This window comes from Paraburkholderia sp. GW821-FHT02A12 (assembly GCF_059422005.1).
In genome coordinates, this window is the sequence record NZ_JBWKWA010000002.1 from 3,368,983 (window position 1) to 3,389,447 (window position 20,465).

A 20,465-nucleotide genomic window follows, 5' to 3' on the forward strand; every position below is an offset into this window, starting at 1 on the left:
GAGTCGAGGCTCGGGCGAGCCGGATCTGTGGCCGCTGTCGGCGTTTGCCGACAATGAGCTGTCCGCCACGGAGCGCGCGGCCACGCTCGACTGGCTAGCCAATGACCGGGAGGCAGCCGCCCGAGTAGCCGATTACCGCGCCCAGAAAGCTGCATTGATGGCACTGTTCGGCGACCCGCGAGAAGACACTCGATGCATCGTCGTGCGGCGCCGCACGCCGTGGTGGCGGCACGCGTGCGTGGCAGCCTCCTGCCGGGGCGTGGGCGTGGTGCTCAGGTCGGCACCCGGCTGGGTGTCGGCTGGATTCCCGGCCGATCAGCCCGTGTTTGCGAAGCGCGCCGACATCGCTTACGCGGTGTCGGCGCCCGAGCATCGCCACCCCGTGGATGTCATGGCGGCGAACGAGGATCATCTCGACAAGTGGTCGTCCATGCCCCTCCCTCGGCCGTTGCCGGTGCCTTCGCTTCGGGAATATGGCTATCCGCTGGTCGGCAGTCACATGCTGCACGACGAGTCCGGCCCTGCAAGGCAATTCATGTACCAGATCCCCGTCAAGGCCCCGCTTACCCTGCATGTCGCTGCGCAGTCAAAGGGCGCCACGGTGTTTCGCCTGTTTCGTGATGGCACCCGCAGCGCGTTCTTCTGGGTGAGTCAGAGAGTGGGATTCGCGCTGACTGGTCACGCCTCCGAGGCGCCGTTGCGCTCCACGATGATCGACGTTTTCGGCGCGCTGGGGACTAGGCAGAAACCTCGCAACGGGCGGTGGTTCGAACCTGCGGTGCTTGACGGTTTTCGCAGTTCTGATCACCCTGCAAGCTGGAGCAGCCCGCCTGCTGCGGGATGGCAGGCAACCGCGCGGACGTTGCTGCGCGCGCTCGCGTTGACGTGCCCGATCTTCTCAATTGGCGCTCTGGCTCAATCGACCAGCCCACTTGTGCCTGCTTCATCCGGTACGTCGGCGCGATGCGCCAGTGCCGCTACATCCGTCGCCGTGAGTGCGGAGCTCGACAAGTTCCGGTGTCTCACGGCTGGCCAACAGGCGGCGTCGCTGCGAATACGAATCGAAAACCACACCCTGTCCTCCCTGACCGACGATCAGATTCTGTCCCTGATGGACGCGATGAAGCCGGAAGCTTTCGTTGAGTACGCAAGGTCCGACATGCTCCCCGATGGCGGCTGCGAATACCGGATGTTCCGGCAGGAGCGCGTGCTCGGGAGATGGCCTGACAGGCCCGATCACATGGTTGTCCGTTACCAGGACATCCCACGAAAAGTCTACGCAAAATGGCTGCCTGACGGAGACCATGCGGGACAGGAGCTTCTTTACGACGAAACGACGGATCGGGATAGCATCTTCGGCCATCTGGGGGGCTCACTGCATTTCGTGTCAGGCAAGATCGCCATCGATGGCCCGCTCGCGCACACCCAGTCCCGCCATAGCGTCCGCGATCTCGGTCTGCAGTTCATCGCGCGCATCGTCGAGCACGACGCACGCAGCTTTCGAGAAGAGGGTCTTACTGAACGGCCGACCCGCATCGAACTCGTGAACGCCCATGGAATGCGGTTGCTAGCCTGGACGTGGATTGCTCCGTCGGGGCCGCCTGCGCACTATGCACAGCGCGTGAGACTGCTGTTCGATCTTCAGCACCCCTGGCCCCGTGGCGAAGCCGCGTGGGACGACAGCGGCCGGCCACTGGAACTGATCCAGTTCGAAGACGTCGTGCCTCACCACTGGAGCGAGACCACCTTCGACCGGCATAACCCCGAATACGACTTCCAGTGAGGAGGATGCGATGACCGAGACCGTCACGCAACCGTCAGAAAACGCATCCGCGAGCGCGGAGCCGGCGTATTCATCAACCCAGGAGCGTCGAGCTCGCCTGGTGAATGAGGCGCGAGTCAGCGGATTTCATAGTGGCCCTGCTCTTCAACTTCGGCGTATAGCGTGCTCGCCACGCCTGGCGCTTTATGCTGCGGAGTCGACGGAAGTCGGAACCCGGAAAGCCGAGGCTCTCTGCGCGGTCCAGGTCCACTGTCCCAGGGCTGACCCTACTTTACGCTGCCGTGCCGTTGCCGTAAGCCACTATTGACGGGTCTGTTAAACACGCAGGTGAACTCATGAAGAAGCTATGGGTTTGGCTACTGTCGATCGCAATGCTTGGCAGCGTGGTGACATGCGGAGGCGACCACCACGATCATCGGCCGTTTGGGGTTGCCGGCATCATGGAGGGAATCTGGAACGGCCATGTGCACTCGAACCTGACGGGCCGCGACACCGGCATGTTCGTGATCGTGACGGCAGGCGGCGCCCTTAGCCTTATCACCGACGACTGCGCCCAGACCTCTGCAAACATTGCAGCGAGCGGACCCTTTTTCTCCGGTGCCGGCACGACCTATACGCAGACAAACTGCGACGGCGTCGATGTCACTGTGGTGCCGCCGACCTCTAGTGCAGGTGCCGTGCAACCTTTCCAGATCGCTGGGGAGTTCGATGATCGGACCGGCACAGCATTCGCCAACTACACCACTGCGAATGACAGCGGAACGATCTCGTTCCTGAACTTCTATCCGGACTACTTTAACGAGTCGGGCACGCTGCCGCGCGCCGCAGGTGCCTACTCCATCAGCCAGAGACTTACCGCTCTGAACGTCGATGCGAACGGGAATGTCTCTTACCGGGATGCGGCCGGGCAAGCTTTCGCTGGCACATTGTCCGTTCTTGATCCGACGGTGGATGTCTATCGCATGACGTTGCAGGTGGGTAGCCAGGCGCTGACCGGTCTGGCTACCCTCGTCGATGACGGGGATGGCAGGAACAATGACTTCCTGTTTGCCGTCGCCAATGGCGCTCTGGCCTACAACGCGGAACTAAGACGCAACTGACTGAAGCCATCACCATTCCGCGGCCAAAGACCAGCGCGCGTGGCGCGCCTCAACCCGGCGTCGAAAGACTGCGGACGCTGGCCCCGGCGCTTCGGAAACTCGACGCGCCCGATGAGTCGTGGCCGCGAGCGGACTGACCTGGCAGGCATATCCGGCCGGCGAAAATTGTTGCTGCTGTGGCGCGGTTCAGCTTGCGGCGCCGACGTGCGTACGGGTTGGTGTGCCGTCAGGAAACGGACGAAAACGTACGATAGCCGCACCGCACAATCAATATAATCAACAGCTTGCGAATGGACTCCGTTTTTCGGCCAAGGGTCGGAACGCAGCGTTAGCGCCAAGCCTTATGCGACAGGACTTCCCGGACGTCAGGCGTACGATTTCGTCCGTTTCCTGACGGCACCCCAAATAGGCTTTTGTCCATGCTTGGCGACACCAATTTCGGTGGGACTCCTGCGCGTTGCATCGACGTATCGCGCGCATACTTGAGGTCCCTCCCCCAACCATCTGTGTCATCGAAAATTTTCAGGTTCACGGAAAACTGGAGAGCCCAAATGAACGAAGATAGCTTCAACCTCAGTGTACGTAAGTTCTTAAAAATGGTTGGCGTAAATTCTCAGCGTGAGATCGAGCATGCAGTGGCCAAGGCCATTGCTAGCGGTGCCATCGCAGGAACTGAATCTTTTCCCGCGAAAGTTACGTTGGAAGTTCCGGAAGTCAAGCTGAAAGTCGAATTCGAGGACTTAATCAGGCTCGAATAAGAGTGCGAGGTACGCCACGGCCCGTCGCGCCCACCGCCCCAGCGGCCACGCCCCTTTGCATTTCCAATCCGTCTGCAATGGAGGCTGACCAGGAATTCCGGGCTGGTCCGAACGTTTGTGATTCGAAGCCGGGCAGCTACTCCTCGCCGTATGGTGCGCAGCTTATCGGGCGCTTGCGGCCCCGATTGTTTACCGCCTTGAACTTGCTGCCATCAATCGCGACGAGGGCATCGGAGAAAAGATCCAACTGCTCGCATTCTTCACCAACTGGCGGCAGACCGCCCGGATTGCTTTGCCGTTGTCTTTGCGGAAACGGGCGATCGTCTGGTTCTGTAGCAGAACCCTGCCGGTTCGCGGGAGATGCGTAACGTGAAGTCACCGCCTCAACCCGGCACGAGCCCTTTTTCCATCAACCAGGCGGGATTGAATAGCCGGGCAAAGTACAGGTCCCCACGATCGCACAGGAGCGTGACGATGGTGTGGCCCGGCCCCATCTGCTGCGCCAGCCAGACGGCTGCCGCTACATTGATACCACTGGAGCCGCCCACGAACAGCCCCTCCTCCCGCAGCAGGCGGTACACCATCGTGACGCAACTCTGGTCATCGATCCGCACCGCGTCGTCGATCGGCGAGCCCTCGAGGTTGGCAGTGACACGGCTGGAGCCAATGCCCTCCGTGATCGAGTTGCCTTCCGCCTTGATTTCGCGCGTTTTCACGAAACTGTACAGCCCGCTGCCGTGCGGGTCGGCAAGCACGGTTCTCACCGCCGGATTCTGTTCCTTGAGAAAGCGCGCGACGCCGGCGAGCGTGCCACCCGTCCCTGTAGCGCACACGAAAGCGTCCACCGTACCCGCCGTGTCGCGCCAGATTTCCGGCCCGGTGGTTTCATAGTGGGCCTGCCGGTTGACGAGGTTATCGAACTGGTTGGCCCAGATAGCGTTCTCCATCTCCTGCGCCAGACGGCCGGCGATCTTCTGGTAGTTGTTCGGATCCCTGTACGGCACCGCCGGCACCGGACGCACCTGCGCGCCGAGTACGCGAAGGAGGTCCATTTTTTCCTGCGACTGGGTCTCCGGAATGACGATCACGCAGCGATAACCACGCGTGGCGCAGATATGCGCCAGCCCGATCCCGGTATTGCCGGCGGTGCCCTCCACCACGGTGCCGCCAGCCTTGAGCACGCCACGCCGCTCGGCATCCTGGATGATATACAGCGCCGCGCGGTCTTTCACCGATCCGCCCGGATTCAGGAATTCCGCCTTGCCGAGAATTTCACACCCCGTTTCCGCACTGAGCTTGGCAAGCCGGATCAGCGGCGTGCTGCCAATGCAGTCGACGAAACCATTCTGTACATTCATGATGTTCCCCTGGACGCGCTCAATCGTGACGAACGGCGGATGCTTCCAGAATAGGCCGATCACCCCGACGGGCGCTACCCCTGTTCAGTTGGCTCGGGTGCAAATTTGCAGGCCCTTTCGACACGTCATTTGAACCTGATCAAGGCTTGCCATTGATCGCCGTCAGATACCTTGCGATCGGCTCAACCTCATCGGCCGACAGTGGCGCGCCGTAAACGGTGCGCATCTTGTTCACTTCGGCCTTCCACTCGTCGAAAGAAAGGGCGGGTTGTCGCGTCACCATCCCGACGGAATGGCATTGCACACATTGCGAGTTCGCGCGGTCCGCCCCGTCGCCGGGCGGGAACGTCGCCGTACCGCCCGGCATCGTGACGTCGACGGTCCGGGTCGCCGCACTGCCCGGTTTGTCCGGGCCGGCAGCCGCCGCGGACAGCCATGCACAGATCGCGCACATCGACAGGACTACAGCAGCCGCCTTCATGTTCCCCTCCTCACGCGACGACCACAGTCGCGGATTCGACGACATTGCGCATGTAGCCGCCGGCATTCCAGTTCGGGGTGTCCGGTTGAGCGACGCCGTGGTCGTTGACGGCTTTAACCTTCAGCACCCACTGGCCGGCGTGACGCGGCGTAAACTGCGCGGTCCAGCGGCGGAAGCTGTACTTGCCGTAGTCGTTCTCGAACATGGCGGAGCCAGCGGTGTCGCCTTGGCCTGGGAACTGCAGCTTCTCGCGGGGCGCGCTGGATCGGGCGTCTGATCGTGCCCACCGCACCAGCGCCAATCCGTATAGGGTACTGCCTGTCGCTCACCGGTCCCGTCGCGGACAACAGCCGCTCGGCTCGGCTCGCCCATGACATTTGGCGGGAGAACGTAAACAGCCGCGGTGGGCTGCTTGGCCGCCCTGTCGAACTCGTCTGCTACGATGATCGTGCGGATGCTTCACTCGTTCCAGGCATCTACAAGCGGCTGATGGACGAAGACAAGGTCGATCTCGTCATCGGCGGTTACGGCACCAACAGCCTGTTGCCGGCGATGCCGTTGATCATGCAGCGACAGCGCTTTTTCGTCGGGTTGATGGGCTTGGGCGTCAACAACGCGCTTGCCTATCCGAACTACTTCGCCATGATTCCAACTGGACCGGATCCGAATGCCGCCCTCACCGAGGGATTTTTCGAGCTCGCCGCTGCGCAGACGCCTCGGCCTTTGACTGTGGCGCTGGTCTCGGCAGATGCGGAATTTTCACGCAATCCCGTTCTCGGCGCGAAGGCCAATGCCGTGAAGCACGGCTTCCAGATTGTGCACGAGGCGACTTATCCACTGACGACCGAGAATTTTGCGCCTGTTATCGACGCTGTCGCCGAAAGCGGTTGCGATCTGCTGTTTCTCTGCTCGTACCTCGCTGACTCGATCGGTCTTGTGCGAACCATCAGTACACACCGTTTTCGTCCGAAGATGGTTGGCGGTGCCATGATCGGTCCTCAGAATGCGTCGGTGAAAACCACACTCGGGCCGCTGCTCAATGGCTTCGTGAACTACGAGTATTGGGCGCCAGTCCCCAAGATGATGTTCCCGGGCGTTCAGGAACTACTCAATACCTACCAGGCGCGAGCCGGCGACGTCGGCGTCGACCTCCTGGGACACTACATGGCACCGCTCGCCGACGCCCAGATGCAGGTGGTTGCCCAGGCTGTCGAAGCTACCCGTGGCTTCGACGATGCAAGCCTCTCGGCGTACACGCGAAGCACGACCTTTCACACAGTCATAGGCGCTGTGAGGTTTGGGGTAAATGGCGAATGGGCGGAACCGCGGGTCCTGCAGATCCAATTCCAGGGAATACAGGGTCATGAGGTCGCCCAATTCCAGAATGGATCGAGGCAAATTGTGGTGTCACCACCAGAACTCACCTCCGGAGGGCTTGGTTTTCCCTATGCAGCGGACTATCCCGGAAATTAAGACGCTTAGCGGACTTTCGTCCTCGCGGTCGGCAGGACGTTCACGCGACCGTTTTACTCCAGAATCGGTCGTTCGCTACTGATTTTTCTGCTCTTGCATGGGCCGCAAGAAAACCGGCCTACGACTCTTTCGTCGCTTGCTTGGTGGTGCTCGCGGCGCTTGATTGATTTCAGACACAACCTAGCGCGTATCCGATAGCGCCATAAAGTAACTCCTGCGTAAACCTATACTTTTCATCGAATCGGCTGTTTAAAAAATAGATTAAATCGTCCATCAGCGTGATATTCGTATTATCCATACAAGACGCTGGGTGCTTTTAGAATATGCGCGGATTCTCAGTTAATCACTATCGACAATACTTTTGTCGATGGGGACCGTGAAGGGGTTAGTTAGTTATTTTGTAAATTGAAAAATCGAAGCGCAAACCGATTCCAGCGCACGAATTGACTGGTTTTATTTTCTGAATGCAACGTATATGAAAAACTAATGTCCGCAACAATCGTTGCGGCTATCGCGGTCGCGGCTTTGCAGCTTTTTTCTCTGATCGATTGCGTCGTGGGTAGCACGGGGGGATCTGGTCATTCGCCTTGATCGGCCGGTGCAGCGTTCCGACTGCTAAGGCGTAGTGTGCCGCCATTCTGGATATGAGGAGTATGACATGTGTCAAACGATCGCAGCACGCGCAGCGCTGGCCTTTGTTTTCGCTGCGTTGGCCTGGACGGCGCTTCCGGCATCGGCACAAAATCCACATTTCGTAGGTAAGGTGACATCGACGCTACAAGCCGATGGCGACGCGGAAGTGTGTTTCAAGGAGGCCGGTCTCGGGAACAATCAATTAATTAACTACACCGCAAGCGCGCAAGCGGCTGCCACTTACGTTTGTGAGAACGGCGGCGGGCAGTGCCCGAACGCCGCTAATAAGACAACCGTAAATGGGCCAGTCAGCGCCAACGGGTCGTTCAATTCCGGAAAAAATGGCTCAATTAATGCGTGTCTTATGCTCGCTCCGCCTAGTGCGGGGAGTTTCAAGTGCCCTGGCGGCCAGACGCTGACGCTTTCACAGGTTAGCTATTCAGGTATTCAGATCACCGATGACACGAATTCGATCACGCAGAATGCCGTCCCGTCTTCAGTCTCCGCGACTATTTTCATGTGCCCCTGATACGTCGACATTCAGGCGGCTGGCTGGTCCTGCCGGCCGCCTCTTCTTTTGCGTCACGGGTTGCACGCACGAGGCTTGGCGCGGGTCACTGCAATACCGGCGTCACGGCATGTTGGGAAAGCCAATCGACGTATGAATCTTGAAGGTATCGTTCGCGATCTGCAAAGGCGCGTTCAGCAAAGCTTGGCAACGCCGCCCGTGGCCCATCGGAATGAGGCACAAAGAATTGCGGTTACGTGCCAGCTCGCGCGAGACCATCGAGGCACTGCGTCCGATGAGGCGCGCTTTACGCGTGTGCTCCGGTGAGAAGGGAGCGCGCCAGGCCGGCGGCTGATTGACGTAGCTACCTAACATCAGGCCGCGCGTGCGACGCTTCGCAACAGAAGGACCCGAATCATGCCCAACTTCATGCGCATCGCGGCAGCGACTGCTGTTCTCAGCACGGTGACACTGAGCTGCCCGACATACGCCGATGAGACTGCCGACAAGATCAGATCGATGCTGCAAGCGCGCCTGCCCGAGATCGAAATCAAGAGCATCGAAAAGACGCCGATCGCAGGCCTCTACGAGGTGAACCTCGGTTCCCGGATCATTTACACCGACGCAAACGGCGACTATGTGATTGTAGGTGATCTCGTTGATACGAAGACGCGCACCGATCAGAGCAAAGCGCGCCTCGACGAGCTGAACAAAGTCGATTTCGCAAGCCTCCCGCTTGCCGATGCAGTGAAGGTCGTCAAAGGCAAGGGTAGCCGCAAGATCGTCGTCTTCTCGGATCCAAACTGCCCGTACTGCAGGCGGCTCGAAGCGGCGCTGAAGTCAGTCGACGACGTTACGGTCTACACCTTCCTCTACCCGGTGTTGTCGCCCGATTCGTTGACGATATCGAAGGCAATCTGGTGTGCGCCCGACCGCGTCACGGCGTGGGAAGCGTGGATGCTGGATCGCCGCGCTCCGTCGCCGGCATCGACGGCTTGCGACACGAGCGTGCTCGAAAGGAATCTCGCACTCGGGCGTGGCGCGAACGTGACGGGCACGCCGACGATCATTCTTGCCAACAGCCGACGGCTTCTCGGCGCCGTATCGGTCGACGCGCTTGAACGCGCCTTGACGGACGGGCACTAAACGCGCACTGATTCGTGCCTGTGATGCCGAGCAGCCCGCAACAGCCGCCATTGACGCGGCAGGGCGTCCACTGTCCGCAATAGCTTGAAAGAGGTCGTTGCGGTGGCGCGAGTCGGAACGGCAGTTCTGGGTCGGGAGTGTGAGTTCGCTGATGCAGAAAGCTGCCGTCCGTCTCCTTGACGCAGCCCGTCAGCAATCCGCCACATTGCTGACGTACAACTCAGCCCGCCCCAATGTCGGCAATGGCCGAACTCCCGTCTCCCTATGCGAGTCGACGAACGGCCGTTGTACCTTGAAAGCCGCCGTAGATGTCGCGCTGGCTTGACGGGCCGCAACGGGTCGCAAGTACGCATCCGCTTGCAATGAAACCTGACATTGATGGTTGCCGACGTGCGAATGGCGGGAAAGGAATCGTTACCTGCCTTGTCATCGCCTATGGATGAACGTCCGCTCCGGCCGATGACCGGCCGCCAGCCGGGCGGCCCGCACCGCCTCTTCATCGGCCATTGCCTACGGTAGTGGCACCCCTTCGACTCGGACAAACGACCGCCCTATAGCGTTTGCCCGTCGTCGGCGTGGATCAAACGGTTGGTCCACGTCGCCAAGCGCTACGACGCCGTGATGAATGTCAAGAATTTGGACCTTTTCCCAGCGCTGAAAACCGCTCTGACGCGTACACCGGCTAGCGATTGCAGGATTTCTGTTTCTTCGCTTCAGTGCGGCGCACCAGGTAACGATAGAAAGACGGTGGGACCTGTCCGACGGGATGATTGCAATAAACGGTATATACTGTTTATACCATTATCAACGCAGAGGTTCACATGACCGCTCCCATTACCCAGAAGCCCAGCAAGAAAGCATTCCACTTCCCGAAGAATTCGAATAGCGTTGCATCAGGCGATGACAAAGCCGTTGTCGCTGCGGAGCAACCGGTTGCGCAGAAGCCCGCCACTGCGAAGAAGGCCGCCGCTGCGAACAAGCCCGCTACGACGAAAAAGTCCGCCACGACCAAGAAGGCCGCGAAATCAAAACGCCCGGTGGCTGAGGAGGCCGCACCGGCCAGCGCTCCCGCAGAGGCAAAAGTGAAGCGCGCAAAGAAAGAGAAAGTCGTGCGCGACAGCTTCACCATGCCAAAATCCGACTACGAAAAAATCGCGGCGCTGAAGCAGAAGTGTCTGGATGCCGGCGTTTCCGTCAAGAAGAGTGAGCTGTTGCGTGCAGGGCTGCTGATGCTGGAGTCCGCCGCACCGAAACGACTTGTAGCCGCGGTGTCGTCAGTGGAAGCAGTGAAGACGGGGCGACCTGCAAAGGGATAAAAGCTGCGTCGACGGCACATGCGCGAAGGGCTGGTTTTGCCCCCGCGCTAATCATCCGTTCCAAAGTGCGGGGCGACTGCCTGGCGGTGTCAGCCTTTGGCGTTCATGAAGGAAGGCTGGCCCTGATTGCTCCCTTCCTGTAGTGCGAGCCTGAGGTTCTGCACGAACGACTGTGCTCGCTCGCGGCGGTTTTGCAGCCGTAGAGGGCGGCGAGTATCCATGGCCAGCAGACCCACGATGCCCTTGGTGGACACACTGGTGGCGAGCTTCGGGACATCCGTCACCTTGGCCCACCAGCAATGGGCAATCTCGTTGCTGGGCACCGGGAATTGCCCCTGCGCAACCTCAGCCACAAAAACGTAATGGCGGGTATGCGCGCCGGCAAATTCGAACATGAATTTCAAGGCACCCGCACGAAGGCAGGTTTCCTCGAACAACTCGCGCAACGCCGCATCTTCCAGCGTTTCCCCCACTTCCGGTTTGCCGCCCGGCAGCGACCATCTACTTTGTTCCCGGCCTACCAGCAGAACTCGCGTTCCTTGCTGGCACACGACAGTCGCGCGCTGTTTCATGAAGTCTCGTCCATTCCTGCCGGGCGTCGGGCGGTGATGACGAAAGCACGCCAGAATGCGATCTCAGGCTCCCCGGCTCCACGAGTACTCGCTTCTGGTCCGGCCACGCCGACCGCCAGGCTCGGCTGATTCATCAAGCGATGTTGATTTTTCGGTGTGACAGGTTTGTGACGGCACGCAACGATTGCCGATGAAAAACGGCTATTGCGGAGCAACAGCCTGCAAACCAACAGCAGCGAGATGATGAGGGCTTCGGTCCTCGCGGGAATGGGTGCCGCACTGACGGCGCTAGCGTGCTTTGCCCCGGGCGCTCTTCCTGGCGCTCCCGGCGCGAGGCGCATCTTTACCCGCCACGGCGCCGCCGTTCATCTGCTCCATCCACGACAAAGCGTCGACATACGACAGAAACTGCTGGAGATACCCAGGCGACAGCTCGCGCATCAAGGAGAGCGACCGATGCACGAGGCTGCTCGAGTTGAGCGGACCGGCATTCCCCGGCACCTGCTCCAGCGACTGCCGCAACTGCTTCTGGGTGCTGAGCCTGGACCAGATGTCTCTGAAGTAATCGAGCACCTCCAGTTCCGGATAGGAGGGGCGCCGCGGCGCGGCGTTGGCCGCGGGGCCGGCGCCATCCATAGGCGCGTGGCTGGCAATGTGATCGATCAGTCCGGCGAGCGCTCCGCGAGCGGGCTCGCCTGACGATGAAGCGCCGTCGGCGTCGCCAGGCCTGGGGCCGGCGCGCTCGAGATCATCGGCATAGGCTGCGAGCAGTTTGGACAGTCTGTCATCCAGGATGCGCCGCGCCTCGCCGCTGTGGCCAGCCGCCCGCCGATCCAGCGCCTCGATGAAATGAAAGCGGACCGGATCCAGGCGATCGGCGCCGTGCTCGCGCCATGCGTCGAGCGTCGCCCGGGCGTGTGTCACGCCATTAGTCATGGGACTTCACCGTTGCCGTCGACGGCCTCGGAACAGGCGCGATTTCCACTCGCCGGTTCCTGGCTCGTCCGGCGTCGTCGGCATTCGAGCTGACGGGCTGCCCGGAGCCGAACGCAGCCGCGAATACCGAGGAGGCGGGCACGCCTTCATCGATCAACGCACGCGTCACCGTCAACGCGCGCTGCGCCGACAGCTCCCAGTTGTCGGCAAAGCGGCGGTTGCCGTCCCGCACCTGGCGGTCGTCGGTAAAGCCGCTCACCATCAGGATTTCGTCGCGGGCCTTGAGATACCCGGACAGAGGCCCGGCCAGGCTCTTCAGCACTTCCCGGCCTTCGGGCTGCAATTGATCGGAGTTCAGCGCGAACAGCACGCTGCCGCTGATGCCGATGCGCCCGTTGACCAGCGTCACCCGGCCCGCCGCCAGCGGCCCTGCCAGCGCCTGCTCCAGGCTCTTGCGGCGCTGCGTTTCCATCTGCCGCTGCTTGACCTCTTCATCCAGCCTCGTCGAGAGTTCCAACTGCACGCCGATGATGCCCACCAGGATCAGCACGAAGGCGCCCAGCAGCACCGACATCAGGTCGCCGAATACGGCCCATATCGGCGCCGTTGTCTCCACACCGCCGTCGATTTCCTCGCTCATGCCGCTTCGGCTCCGGCGGACGCCCGCTGGCCGGCGAGCTGTTGCAGGTCTTCGACGATCTGCTTCTGCGACCTCATGCTCAGGTCGACGACTTCCCTCGCCTGCGCCACGTAATAGGCAAGCTGTTCGTCGCTGCGCGCGAGGGACTTGTCCAGCGCAGCTTCGATACGCTGCAGGTGGGCCACCAGCTTGTCGTTCGACTCGCCGAACAACTGGACGGCCACACCGAATGCTTCGCCGAGGCTCGCCACTTCGACGGCGCTGCCGGTGACTTGCGCGGCAACGGCGCCCAGCTTGCCGGTCTCGAGCTCGACCTTGTCGGTGAACTGGGTGCCGACACGCTCCAGCAGATCCGCCGACGTCGCGACCAGCGCGTCGACGGCCGACCGCTGCTCGGTGGACGCATGGTTCACAGCATCGAGCAGCGTTTCCAGCGTGGCCAGCAGGCGGCTGCGCTCCTCCAGCATCGCGGTGTCGCGAACCATGCTGTCAGAGAGCTTCTGACGCAGTTCGGCGACGACTTCGGCCGCGGCCTTGGGCGCTTCCGAGGCGGCTTGCACGAGGCGGGAGATTTCCGCAATCGTGTTGCTCGCGTGAGCCCGCGTCTGAGCCGAGATGTCGCGCGCGGTCTGCTCCAGCGTGTCGCAGATTTGCTGCTGCCGGCTCGCGGCGTGCGCGTTCGTCTGCTCCCACTCCTTGCTCAGCGTCGCGGCGATCAAACCGAGCGTTTCGGTCCAGCCCGCGAGGCGCTGCTGGTCGCGCGCCGCCAATTCCGCCTGCAAGTCGGCATGCGATCGGCTCACGCCGCTTAGCAGCGACGCCGAATGCTGCTCGAAGGTCGCAGTGGCCGCCGCCAGGGCTCGCTGGTTGTCGCCCGCCAGTTTCTCGCCGACGCGCTCTTGCCGCGACAACGCCTCGCCCCACGCCTGCGCCACACTGCCGGCCGCGGCTTCCAGGCGGGTGGAGACGCCCTCCAGCAGGCCGGCCGAGCGTTGTTCGAAAGTCTCGTTGAATCGGTCCAGCGAGGCGCGCAGGTCCTGGGCAAGCACTTCGCTCGATCGCTGGTGTTCGCCCAATGCCCGGTTCCAGATATCCGCCACGGTCGTCGTAGTCGTCTCGAAACCGGTCGACAGCCCGTCCAACTGACGCTGCACGGCGTGCGTGACGGTCTCATGCAACGAGGCCGACTCGCGCGCGAGACCCGCCATCGTGGCCTGCATGACCGGCTGCAACGCCGCGCCGGCGACGCGGGCGCTTTGGGCGACGCTCTCCTTCAACGACTGCTCCACGGAGGCAGCAAGGCGCGTGTAGGCGGCCTCCGCCCTGCCATGGAAGACGTCCTGGCTGGCGATCTGCCGCTCGTTCAAGGTGAGGCCCTGTTGCTCGATGGCCGCCATCATCGTCTGTAGCCGATCGACCAGAGCGGGCATCACCTCGGCCTGCCGCTGGAGGAGCTTGAAGGTTTCCTCGCGCTGATGGGTCTGCGAGTAGATGCGCAAGGTCGTCGCAATCTTGACGTCGAGCAACTGCGCCGCCTGAATCCGCTCGCGCCGGCACAACGCGGAAAGCAGCCCGAGCATGGCGGAGGTGGCCACGCCCGCAATCGAGGTGCCGAACGCAAATCCCAGCCCCTTGACCGGTGCGGCCAGCGAAGCGCGGATAGCCTGCAAGTCCGTCGCGCTTTCCAGCGCCATCCCGGTGCCCCTGAGGGTCGCCACCATGCCCAGCAGCGTACCCAGCATGCCCAGCAAGACCAGCAGGCCGACCAGATACGGCGTCAGCGCCGGCCCCGGCAAAGCCACGCGCTCACCCTCGATGCGCAGGCGCGCCGCATTGCGCAGGCTGGGATGCAAGCGGTCGAGCCAGGCGCCAAGGCTCGGCGGTGGTACGGACAGCGCCGTAACGGCGCTCGCCAGGGTGGAAGTCGCCTGGCTGTAGCGTCGCAACTCGAGCGCGCCGGCCAGATAGCAAACGCCAACCAGCATCGTGACGGCCAGCGCCAGCGGGTTCGAGCCGGCGTAGCCGGCGCCGATCCAGCACACAACGGCCAGACCTGCCAGAAAAACAACGAGATTAAGAAGATGTCTGGACATAGTGTCCCAGTTAGCTGGTGCGAAGGGCCGCGAGCAACCCTTCGACCGGTTGAAAACGAAGATCCAGTTCGGCGAGCAACACGCTCTGCATATCCTTGCGGAACACGTCGAGCCATGCGCCGGGCGTGACCGCCGCGGCATCGCCCGAAACTCGAGCGTCGGCCAGCGTGTCCTGCCCGGCCCGGCACAAACGCTCGAAGTGCGCTGCAAGGAGCCCCGGCACAGCGGCCAGCAGGTTCTGCTCGCGCGAACTCAGCGCTCGCTCCATGACGGCATCCATTACCGCGAGCCGGGTCATGGCGGGCGTCCTGGCGGCCAGCATTTGCCGCAGACGGCCGCGCAGATTGTCGATACCCGTCTCCATCTCCTGCTGCAAGGAGAGATAGCGTTGACGAAAAACCGCGTAATCGACCGCTGCATCCATGGGGGCGCCCTGGACGGGCGCTTGCGCCGGCCCGCGCCGTCTGGCGCCGGCGAACGCACTGTCGCCGGCGATGGCATGTGCCAACGAGGTGCGCACGCGGTCGCACTCGTTCTCTTCAGCGCTGCCGAAGGCGCGCGCGCCAGATGCTGCGGCAGGCGGACTGCCGTTGAGCGCGCTGGACAAGGCGATGGCGTCGGTCCAGCCGAGCCATTGGCTCAGCCGGTCCGAGAGCGATTGCGTGGATTCGGGAACGTCGGCGTCTGTCAGGCGAGCCAGTAAGCGAATGAGCGTCGGACCGCTGAAAGCTGTGCGCTGCGGGGCTTGCACCATACCACCAAAGTCAAAAAAGTCAGCAGTTTACACGCCGCCGGGCTGAAGACTGCCGCTTCTTGATTAGTGGGACGGGTGAACGCGGAATTTCAGGCTGCTGGTGGCATAGCTCCGCGATTTGTATCGCAATGCATCCACGCGCCGAATAGATACAAAACATTGCGCATTCGAATCCCAATCGACACACACGAGATACATCCAGACGAGACAGGAAAGGACAGATCGTCTATAGCCACTTCGGCGAAGGCGATTACGCTCAGACCGAAGCGGCAATCCAGAAGCTGGTCGCTCAGAAGGAATAACGCGTGTGGCCGGTGGGCCGGCCCCCAGAATTCCGAGCGTTTGGGGAAGCAACCCCATTGACGACCCATACTCGGGTCTATAAAACGGAGACAGCGAGGGGAAAACTGAGCCTCTCGACCGCGTTCCACACAGAGAACGCGGCTCTCTTTGCGTACCCAGGAAGGAAGCCTATACACAGCGCGGCCAACGCGCTGTCCTACTGCATGCGAGTGGAGCCGGTGAACGCGGTCACGGCGGGCAGACGATCGCTGCTTCGGTCGAGCACCGCTCCCGCTTGGCCCGTTCCACGAGACCGGAGACGCCCATGATCGGTTACTCCCCCGCCTTACCGAGCATCGTCTTGCTGGCGACCACGTTCTGGATATTTCAGCTCTGGCAAGCACGGTCGAACGCCGCGCCGGCGAGTTCGCCGCCTGCACGCAACGCCGCGATAAATGGATTGCGCGCCTTTCTTGCGATCAATGTCGCCGTCAGTCACTTGCTGCGCACCCACAAAGCCATCGAGACGGGCGAATGGGAAGGCATGATCGGCTATTTCGAGTCGTTCCCACTCTTTTTTATGATCACAGGGTTCGTCTTTTGGGAAAAGGTCCTTCAGGCCGGCATCAAGACCGATTGGTTACGGTTGTATATCGCGCGTCTGTTTCGCATTGGTCCGATGTATTTGTTCGTTGTCAGCATCATGCTGCTTGTCGTCTTTGCGCGCACCGGCTTCATCCTGCGCGAGCCGGCAAGCAGCGTCGCCTACCAGGTGCTGTGCTGGCTCGGCGTGGGGATCGTCGACGTGCCGCATACGGTGAACGGCCACCCGAGGGCCGATCTCATCTTGGCCGGCGTAACGTGGACATTGCGTTGGGAGTGGCTCTTCTACGCGTGCCTGCCAGTGCTGGCCCTGCTATCCGGAAAGAAGACCCGCGTGCTCTTCCCATTGCTGGCCCTGACCGTCTGCCTGCTGGTCGCAGGGCTGACGAGCCACAAGACGATGCCCATGTTCGCCTCGCTGTACCTTGCCGGCATGAGCGCCGCGTCACTTCATCATACGGGCCACCGGATTCATCTCGACAACCGCGCTACGTCGTCTGCCGCTTTGTTGCTGCTTGCCGCAATGTTTGCTGCGCCACATGCATTCCAAACACTGTCCCCGATGTCTGTCGCGTACTATTCGCTCCTCTTCTATCTGATCAGCTCCGGCACCACCCTATTCGGCTTACTGACGAGCCGGTCCGTGCAGATGCTGGGACAAGCGAGCTATAGCATCTACCTTGCCCAGGGGCTGTTCCTCACGCTGTTCTTTTCCATTCCCGCAATCCGCTCGTTCGCATTCGCCAGCATGCCGGCATTCTGGCTTGTCGGTCTTGCCTATGTCGTTCTGCTCTGTGCGAGCGCATCGCTTACGTATCGATTCATCGAATCGCCATGCATCTTGTTCGGCAAGACGCTAAGCACCTCAGCGCGCCTGCCGGGGCGGCTGCGTCAGCGGGAGATCGACCGCGATGCGTCGCCGCGCCACGACGAGTTGCGCGGCGAGCACGACAGACTCTCGCGGGCGACCGGGTCGGAAAGTTGACGCGCGCTTTATTCGCTGATTTCCGCGAGCCTATTCCTCAGGCTCGCTCACTCTATGAACATTTCTTTGTAAATAAATCCTGATTTTTTTATAAGGATTTCCTTTCCTATTCATAGACCATTGCTGGAGCTTGCTTTACATCCAGCGCCTTACCTGAAACCGATGAAATAACACCTGCTTCCGCTCTTCAGAATGACTGGACGTGGCCGTATACCATGGAGGATCGTGGATCATCAGCAGCCGCCGCCATCCGCGCTCGTCACGGCTTGATTCTGGCGGCTCAGCTATGTCTGATCTTCGGAACACCTGTCGAAATCGCTTGATCCGATGTGATTTCGGCTGTCTTAAATGATCGAAATGAATCAACCGGCATTCGCATTCAGATTCGACGTCGCAGCGCAAAAGTGTATCGGGACAAGCCATCCGGCAAAACAGAAAGCCTTGCCGGGCACTGAACGCGCGTATCAAAACCTGGGTGAAGCCAACAGGGTTCACTGAACTGCAACAGACAAACAGGCCGTGATGATTTTGTTCGCCGCTTGGTACGGGCGAGGAACGTTGCGGCCTCGAGAGCAAACGTTTGCCAACTATCGGCGACGCCCGGAATCGTTACATGGATCAACCGCCGGGCGCGTCCCAATCAGAGATGGAGCAGGGTATGAAGAGATCGAAATCGAGCAAATTCGATGTGCAACGAGCTCACGTGAATCCAGACACTCCTGAAACATTGTCTGGACAAGCGGATTCCTTCGCGATGCAGGCACACATTGCTGAAGGCATTTCGCGTCGTACATTCCTTTACAGCCTCGGTGCGTTGGCGCTGTCCGCCTGCGGCGGTGGCGGCAACGCCGAAGCATCGTCCGGGTCATCGCTTGCGGCGGCCGCGTCGCGCGCGGCGGTGCTAAGCAGTTCGTCATCCGGCACGTTCGTCCATCCAGGTCTGCTGCACACCCAGGCCGATTTCGACCGGATGAGCCAGAAGGTCGCGGCGAAGGCTTCGCCGTGGATCGATAGCTGGAACATCCTGATTGCGAACAGTCATGCCAGCCTGTCCTGGACACCGCGCCCACAGGCAGTCGTCTATCGGGGTAGCGACGGGGTGCATCCGCAGAACTACTCCTTGCTGTACAACGACGTCGCGGCGGCGTACGCATGCGCATTGCGCTGGAAAGTCACGGGCAACACCGCTTACGCCGACAAGTCGGTGCAGATCATGAACGCATGGTCGTCCACGTTGACCGGGATCGGCGGCGATACGGACGCCGATCTCGCGGCCGGCATCTACGGCTACGAATTCGCCAATGCCGGTGAAATCATGCGCACCTATTCAGGCTGGGCGGCCGCCGACTTCGCGCGCTTCCAGAGCATGATGCGCAACGTCTTCTATCCGATCAACCACGATTTCATCAACCGGCACAACAACACCGAGGTGACCCACTATTGGGCCAACTGGGATCTGTGCAACATGGCATCGATCATGGCCATCGGCGTGCTATGCGACGATCAGGCGCTATTCGACGAGGCCGTCACCTACTTCAAGAGCGGCGCAGGCAACGGCGCGATCCAGCAAGCTGTGTACTACGTTCATCCGGGTTATCTTGGCCAATGGCAGGAATCGGGACGCGACCAGGGGCATGCCACGCTCGGCATCGCGCTCGCGGGGACGATCTGCGAAATGGCCTGGAATCAGGGCGTCGACCTCTATGGCTACGACAACAACCGGTTCCTGATGGGCGCCGAATACGTTGCGAAGAGCAACCTGATCCAGTCGGGCACGAACTATTACACGGTGCCCTTCGTACGCTACAACAATGTCGACAACGTCAACCAGACGGGGTTTTCGACTTTGGCTCAAGGTACGGCGCGGCCTTGCTGGGCGCTGGTCTACAACCATTACGTCAACCGCAAGGGTTTGGCCGCGCCTTATACGCAGAAGTTTGCGACACTGGTTCAGCCGGAAGGCGGCGGAGGCAACTATGGATCGGACAGCGGCGGCTACGACCAACTGGGCTATGGAACGCTGACCTGCACGCTGGACGCGATCGCAAGCGGCGCGGCGCCGAGCGCGCTCAGCGCGAGCGTGAGCGCGGGGCAGGTGATCCTGTCGTGGTGGGGCACGGCGTATGCGACGAGCTATAACGTCAAGCGCGGCACTACGTCGGGCGGACCCTATACCTCCATTGCGAACGGCGTCACCGATCTGCTCAGCTATACGGACAGCGGTCTTGCAGCCGGCACCTACTACTACGTCGTGACCGCGGTGACACCGTCCGGTGAAACGGCTGCATCGAACGAGGCCGTCGCGATCACGGCGGTGCAACTGCAGACCTGGCTGACATTCGACGAAAGCAGCGGCACGAGCGCGGCCGATTCGAGCGGGAACGGACATACCGGTACGCTGGTCGGCGGTGCGAGCCGGGCGGCCGGCAAGAAGGGCAATGCCGTGTCGCTCGATGGCAGCACGGGCTATGTCAGCCTGCCGGACAACCTCGTGGCCGACGTGTCGGACTTCACGATCGCTACCTGGGTCTACTGGAATGCAGCGAAGACCTGGGAGCGCATATTCGACTTCGGCTCCGGCACGGGCCGCTACATGATGCTGACGCCGCGCGCCAATAGCGGGTTCGCACGCTTCGCGATCACGCTCAACGGCGCCGCCGGCGAGCAGGGCATCGACGGCAACGTCGCGCTGCCCACGGGGCAATGGGTTCACGTCGCGGTGACGCTGTCGGGCAATGTCGGCACGCTGTACCTGAACGGCAGCGAGATCGGCTCCAACACGGCGATGTCGTTTGCGCCGTTCCGGCTGGAAAGTACGAACCAGAACTGGATCGGCCGTTCGCAGTTTTCAGCCGACCCGTATTTCAACGGCTTGATCGACGAGTTCCGCATCTACCGTAACGCGCTTAGCGCCGCGCAGATTACGGCATTGATTTCCGCGTAGCGACGGACAAGCCAGATGCCGGTGGCGCGGCATCTGGCAACGTTTGTCCTTGGCGAACATGCACCGGATCGGCCGCGTCGCCAGGCAAACTCAATACCCG

Annotated in this window: 18 protein-coding genes and 2 pseudogenes; 10 read left to right on the forward strand and 10 right to left on the reverse strand. The window is 61.3% G+C overall.

What is annotated here, in order from left to right; translation table 11 throughout:
- Positions 1–157 precede the first annotated feature (157 nt).
- From AC07WT_RS36640 to AC07WT_RS36650, 3 genes are all read left to right on the forward strand, one after another.
- Positions 158–1,783 carry a DUF1571 domain-containing protein gene (locus AC07WT_RS36640; RefSeq protein WP_494950730.1) on the forward strand — a complete coding sequence of 542 codons (1,626 nt, stop codon included), beginning with the start codon at positions 158–160 and terminating at the stop codon, positions 1,781–1,783.
- A gap of 335 nt (positions 1,784–2,118) precedes the next feature.
- Complete coding sequence (locus AC07WT_RS36645) at positions 2,119–2,883, forward strand: hypothetical protein (protein WP_494950731.1); 765 nt, start codon at positions 2,119–2,121, stop codon at positions 2,881–2,883.
- A 551-nt stretch (positions 2,884–3,434) separates the two neighbouring features.
- Complete coding sequence (locus tag AC07WT_RS36650) at positions 3,435–3,641, forward strand: DUF6494 family protein (protein WP_494950732.1); 207 nt, start codon at positions 3,435–3,437, stop codon at positions 3,639–3,641.
- A 175-nt stretch (positions 3,642–3,816) separates the two neighbouring features.
- Here AC07WT_RS36650 and AC07WT_RS36655 read toward each other — a convergent pair.
- From AC07WT_RS36655 to AC07WT_RS36670, 4 genes and pseudogenes are all read right to left on the reverse strand, one after another.
- Positions 3,817–3,992, reverse strand: a pseudogene (locus AC07WT_RS36655) (IS5/IS1182 family transposase); the annotation flags it as partial.
- Positions 3,993–4,024: 32 nt separating this feature from the next.
- Positions 4,025–4,999, reverse strand: coding sequence for a cysteine synthase A (locus tag AC07WT_RS36660; RefSeq protein ID WP_408366259.1), 975 nt, complete (start codon positions 4,997–4,999; stop codon positions 4,025–4,027).
- Positions 5,000–5,138: 139 nt separating this feature from the next.
- A complete protein-coding gene (locus tag AC07WT_RS36665) occupies positions 5,139–5,480 on the reverse strand; it encodes a c-type cytochrome (RefSeq protein WP_494950733.1) in 342 nt (113 codons plus the stop codon).
- Between the two features lie 10 nt (positions 5,481–5,490).
- Entirely contained in the window at positions 5,491–5,685 is a 195-nt protein-coding gene (locus AC07WT_RS36670; RefSeq protein WP_494950734.1) for a hypothetical protein, read from the reverse strand.
- A gap of 74 nt (positions 5,686–5,759) precedes the next feature.
- Between AC07WT_RS36670 and AC07WT_RS36675 the strand changes: the two genes are divergently transcribed.
- Both AC07WT_RS36675 and AC07WT_RS36680 read left to right on the forward strand, forming a co-directional pair.
- Complete coding sequence (locus AC07WT_RS36675; RefSeq protein ID WP_494950735.1) at positions 5,760–6,953, forward strand: amino acid ABC transporter substrate-binding protein; 1,194 nt, start codon at positions 5,760–5,762, stop codon at positions 6,951–6,953.
- A 658-nt stretch (positions 6,954–7,611) separates the two neighbouring features.
- On the forward strand, positions 7,612–8,115 hold the full coding sequence (locus AC07WT_RS36680; RefSeq protein WP_494950736.1) for a hypothetical protein: 504 nt from the start codon (positions 7,612–7,614) through the stop codon (positions 8,113–8,115).
- 102 nt (positions 8,116–8,217) lie between these two features.
- Here AC07WT_RS36680 and AC07WT_RS36685 read toward each other — a convergent pair whose 3' ends face one another.
- Positions 8,218–8,469 (reverse strand): hypothetical protein, encoded by a 252-nt coding sequence (locus tag AC07WT_RS36685; RefSeq protein ID WP_494950737.1) that lies wholly within the window; start codon positions 8,467–8,469, stop codon positions 8,218–8,220.
- Between the two features lie 42 nt (positions 8,470–8,511).
- On the opposite strand from AC07WT_RS36685, the gene AC07WT_RS36690 reads away from it, so the two are divergent.
- Both AC07WT_RS36690 and AC07WT_RS36695 read left to right on the forward strand, forming a co-directional pair.
- Entirely contained in the window at positions 8,512–9,240 is a 729-nt protein-coding gene (locus tag AC07WT_RS36690) for a DsbC family protein (protein ID WP_494950738.1), read from the forward strand.
- Between the two features lie 821 nt (positions 9,241–10,061).
- Positions 10,062–10,556, forward strand: a complete 495-nt coding sequence (locus AC07WT_RS36695) for a hypothetical protein (protein WP_494950739.1) — start codon at positions 10,062–10,064, stop codon at positions 10,554–10,556.
- 89 nt (positions 10,557–10,645) lie between these two features.
- Here the strand turns inward: AC07WT_RS36695 and AC07WT_RS36700 are convergent, their stop codons facing one another.
- The 5 genes from AC07WT_RS36700 to AC07WT_RS36720 all read right to left on the reverse strand — a co-directional run bounded on the left by AC07WT_RS36700 (position 10,646) and on the right by AC07WT_RS36720 (position 15,551).
- Positions 10,646–11,128 (reverse strand): NUDIX hydrolase, encoded by a 483-nt coding sequence (locus AC07WT_RS36700; RefSeq protein ID WP_494950740.1) that lies wholly within the window; start codon positions 11,126–11,128, stop codon positions 10,646–10,648.
- Between the two features lie 288 nt (positions 11,129–11,416).
- Positions 11,417–12,064 (reverse strand): DUF2894 domain-containing protein, encoded by a 648-nt coding sequence (locus AC07WT_RS36705; protein ID WP_494950741.1) that lies wholly within the window; start codon positions 12,062–12,064, stop codon positions 11,417–11,419.
- Positions 12,057–12,704, reverse strand: coding sequence for an OmpA family protein (locus AC07WT_RS36710; RefSeq protein ID WP_494950742.1), 648 nt, complete (start codon positions 12,702–12,704; stop codon positions 12,057–12,059). Before AC07WT_RS36710 ends, AC07WT_RS36705 begins: the two co-directional genes overlap by 8 nt.
- Positions 12,701–14,797, reverse strand: coding sequence for a DUF802 domain-containing protein (locus tag AC07WT_RS36715; protein WP_494950743.1), 2,097 nt, complete (start codon positions 14,795–14,797; stop codon positions 12,701–12,703). Before AC07WT_RS36715 ends, AC07WT_RS36710 begins: the two co-directional genes overlap by 4 nt.
- 10 nt (positions 14,798–14,807) lie before the next feature.
- Entirely contained in the window at positions 14,808–15,551 is a 744-nt protein-coding gene (locus AC07WT_RS36720) for a DUF3348 domain-containing protein (protein WP_494950744.1), read from the reverse strand.
- Between the two features lie 206 nt (positions 15,552–15,757).
- On the opposite strand from AC07WT_RS36720, the pseudogene AC07WT_RS36725 reads away from it, so the two are divergent.
- The 3 genes and pseudogenes from AC07WT_RS36725 to AC07WT_RS36735 form a co-directional block, all read left to right on the forward strand.
- Positions 15,758–15,853, forward strand: a pseudogene (locus AC07WT_RS36725) (thioredoxin); the annotation flags it as partial.
- Between the two features lie 341 nt (positions 15,854–16,194).
- Positions 16,195–17,421 carry an acyltransferase family protein gene (locus AC07WT_RS36730; protein ID WP_494950745.1) on the forward strand — a complete coding sequence of 409 codons (1,227 nt, stop codon included), beginning with the start codon at positions 16,195–16,197 and terminating at the stop codon, positions 17,419–17,421.
- A 754-nt stretch (positions 17,422–18,175) separates the two neighbouring features.
- Entirely contained in the window at positions 18,176–20,365 is a 2,190-nt protein-coding gene (locus AC07WT_RS36735) for a LamG-like jellyroll fold domain-containing protein (RefSeq protein WP_494951137.1), read from the forward strand.
- Positions 20,366–20,465 lie beyond the last annotated feature (100 nt).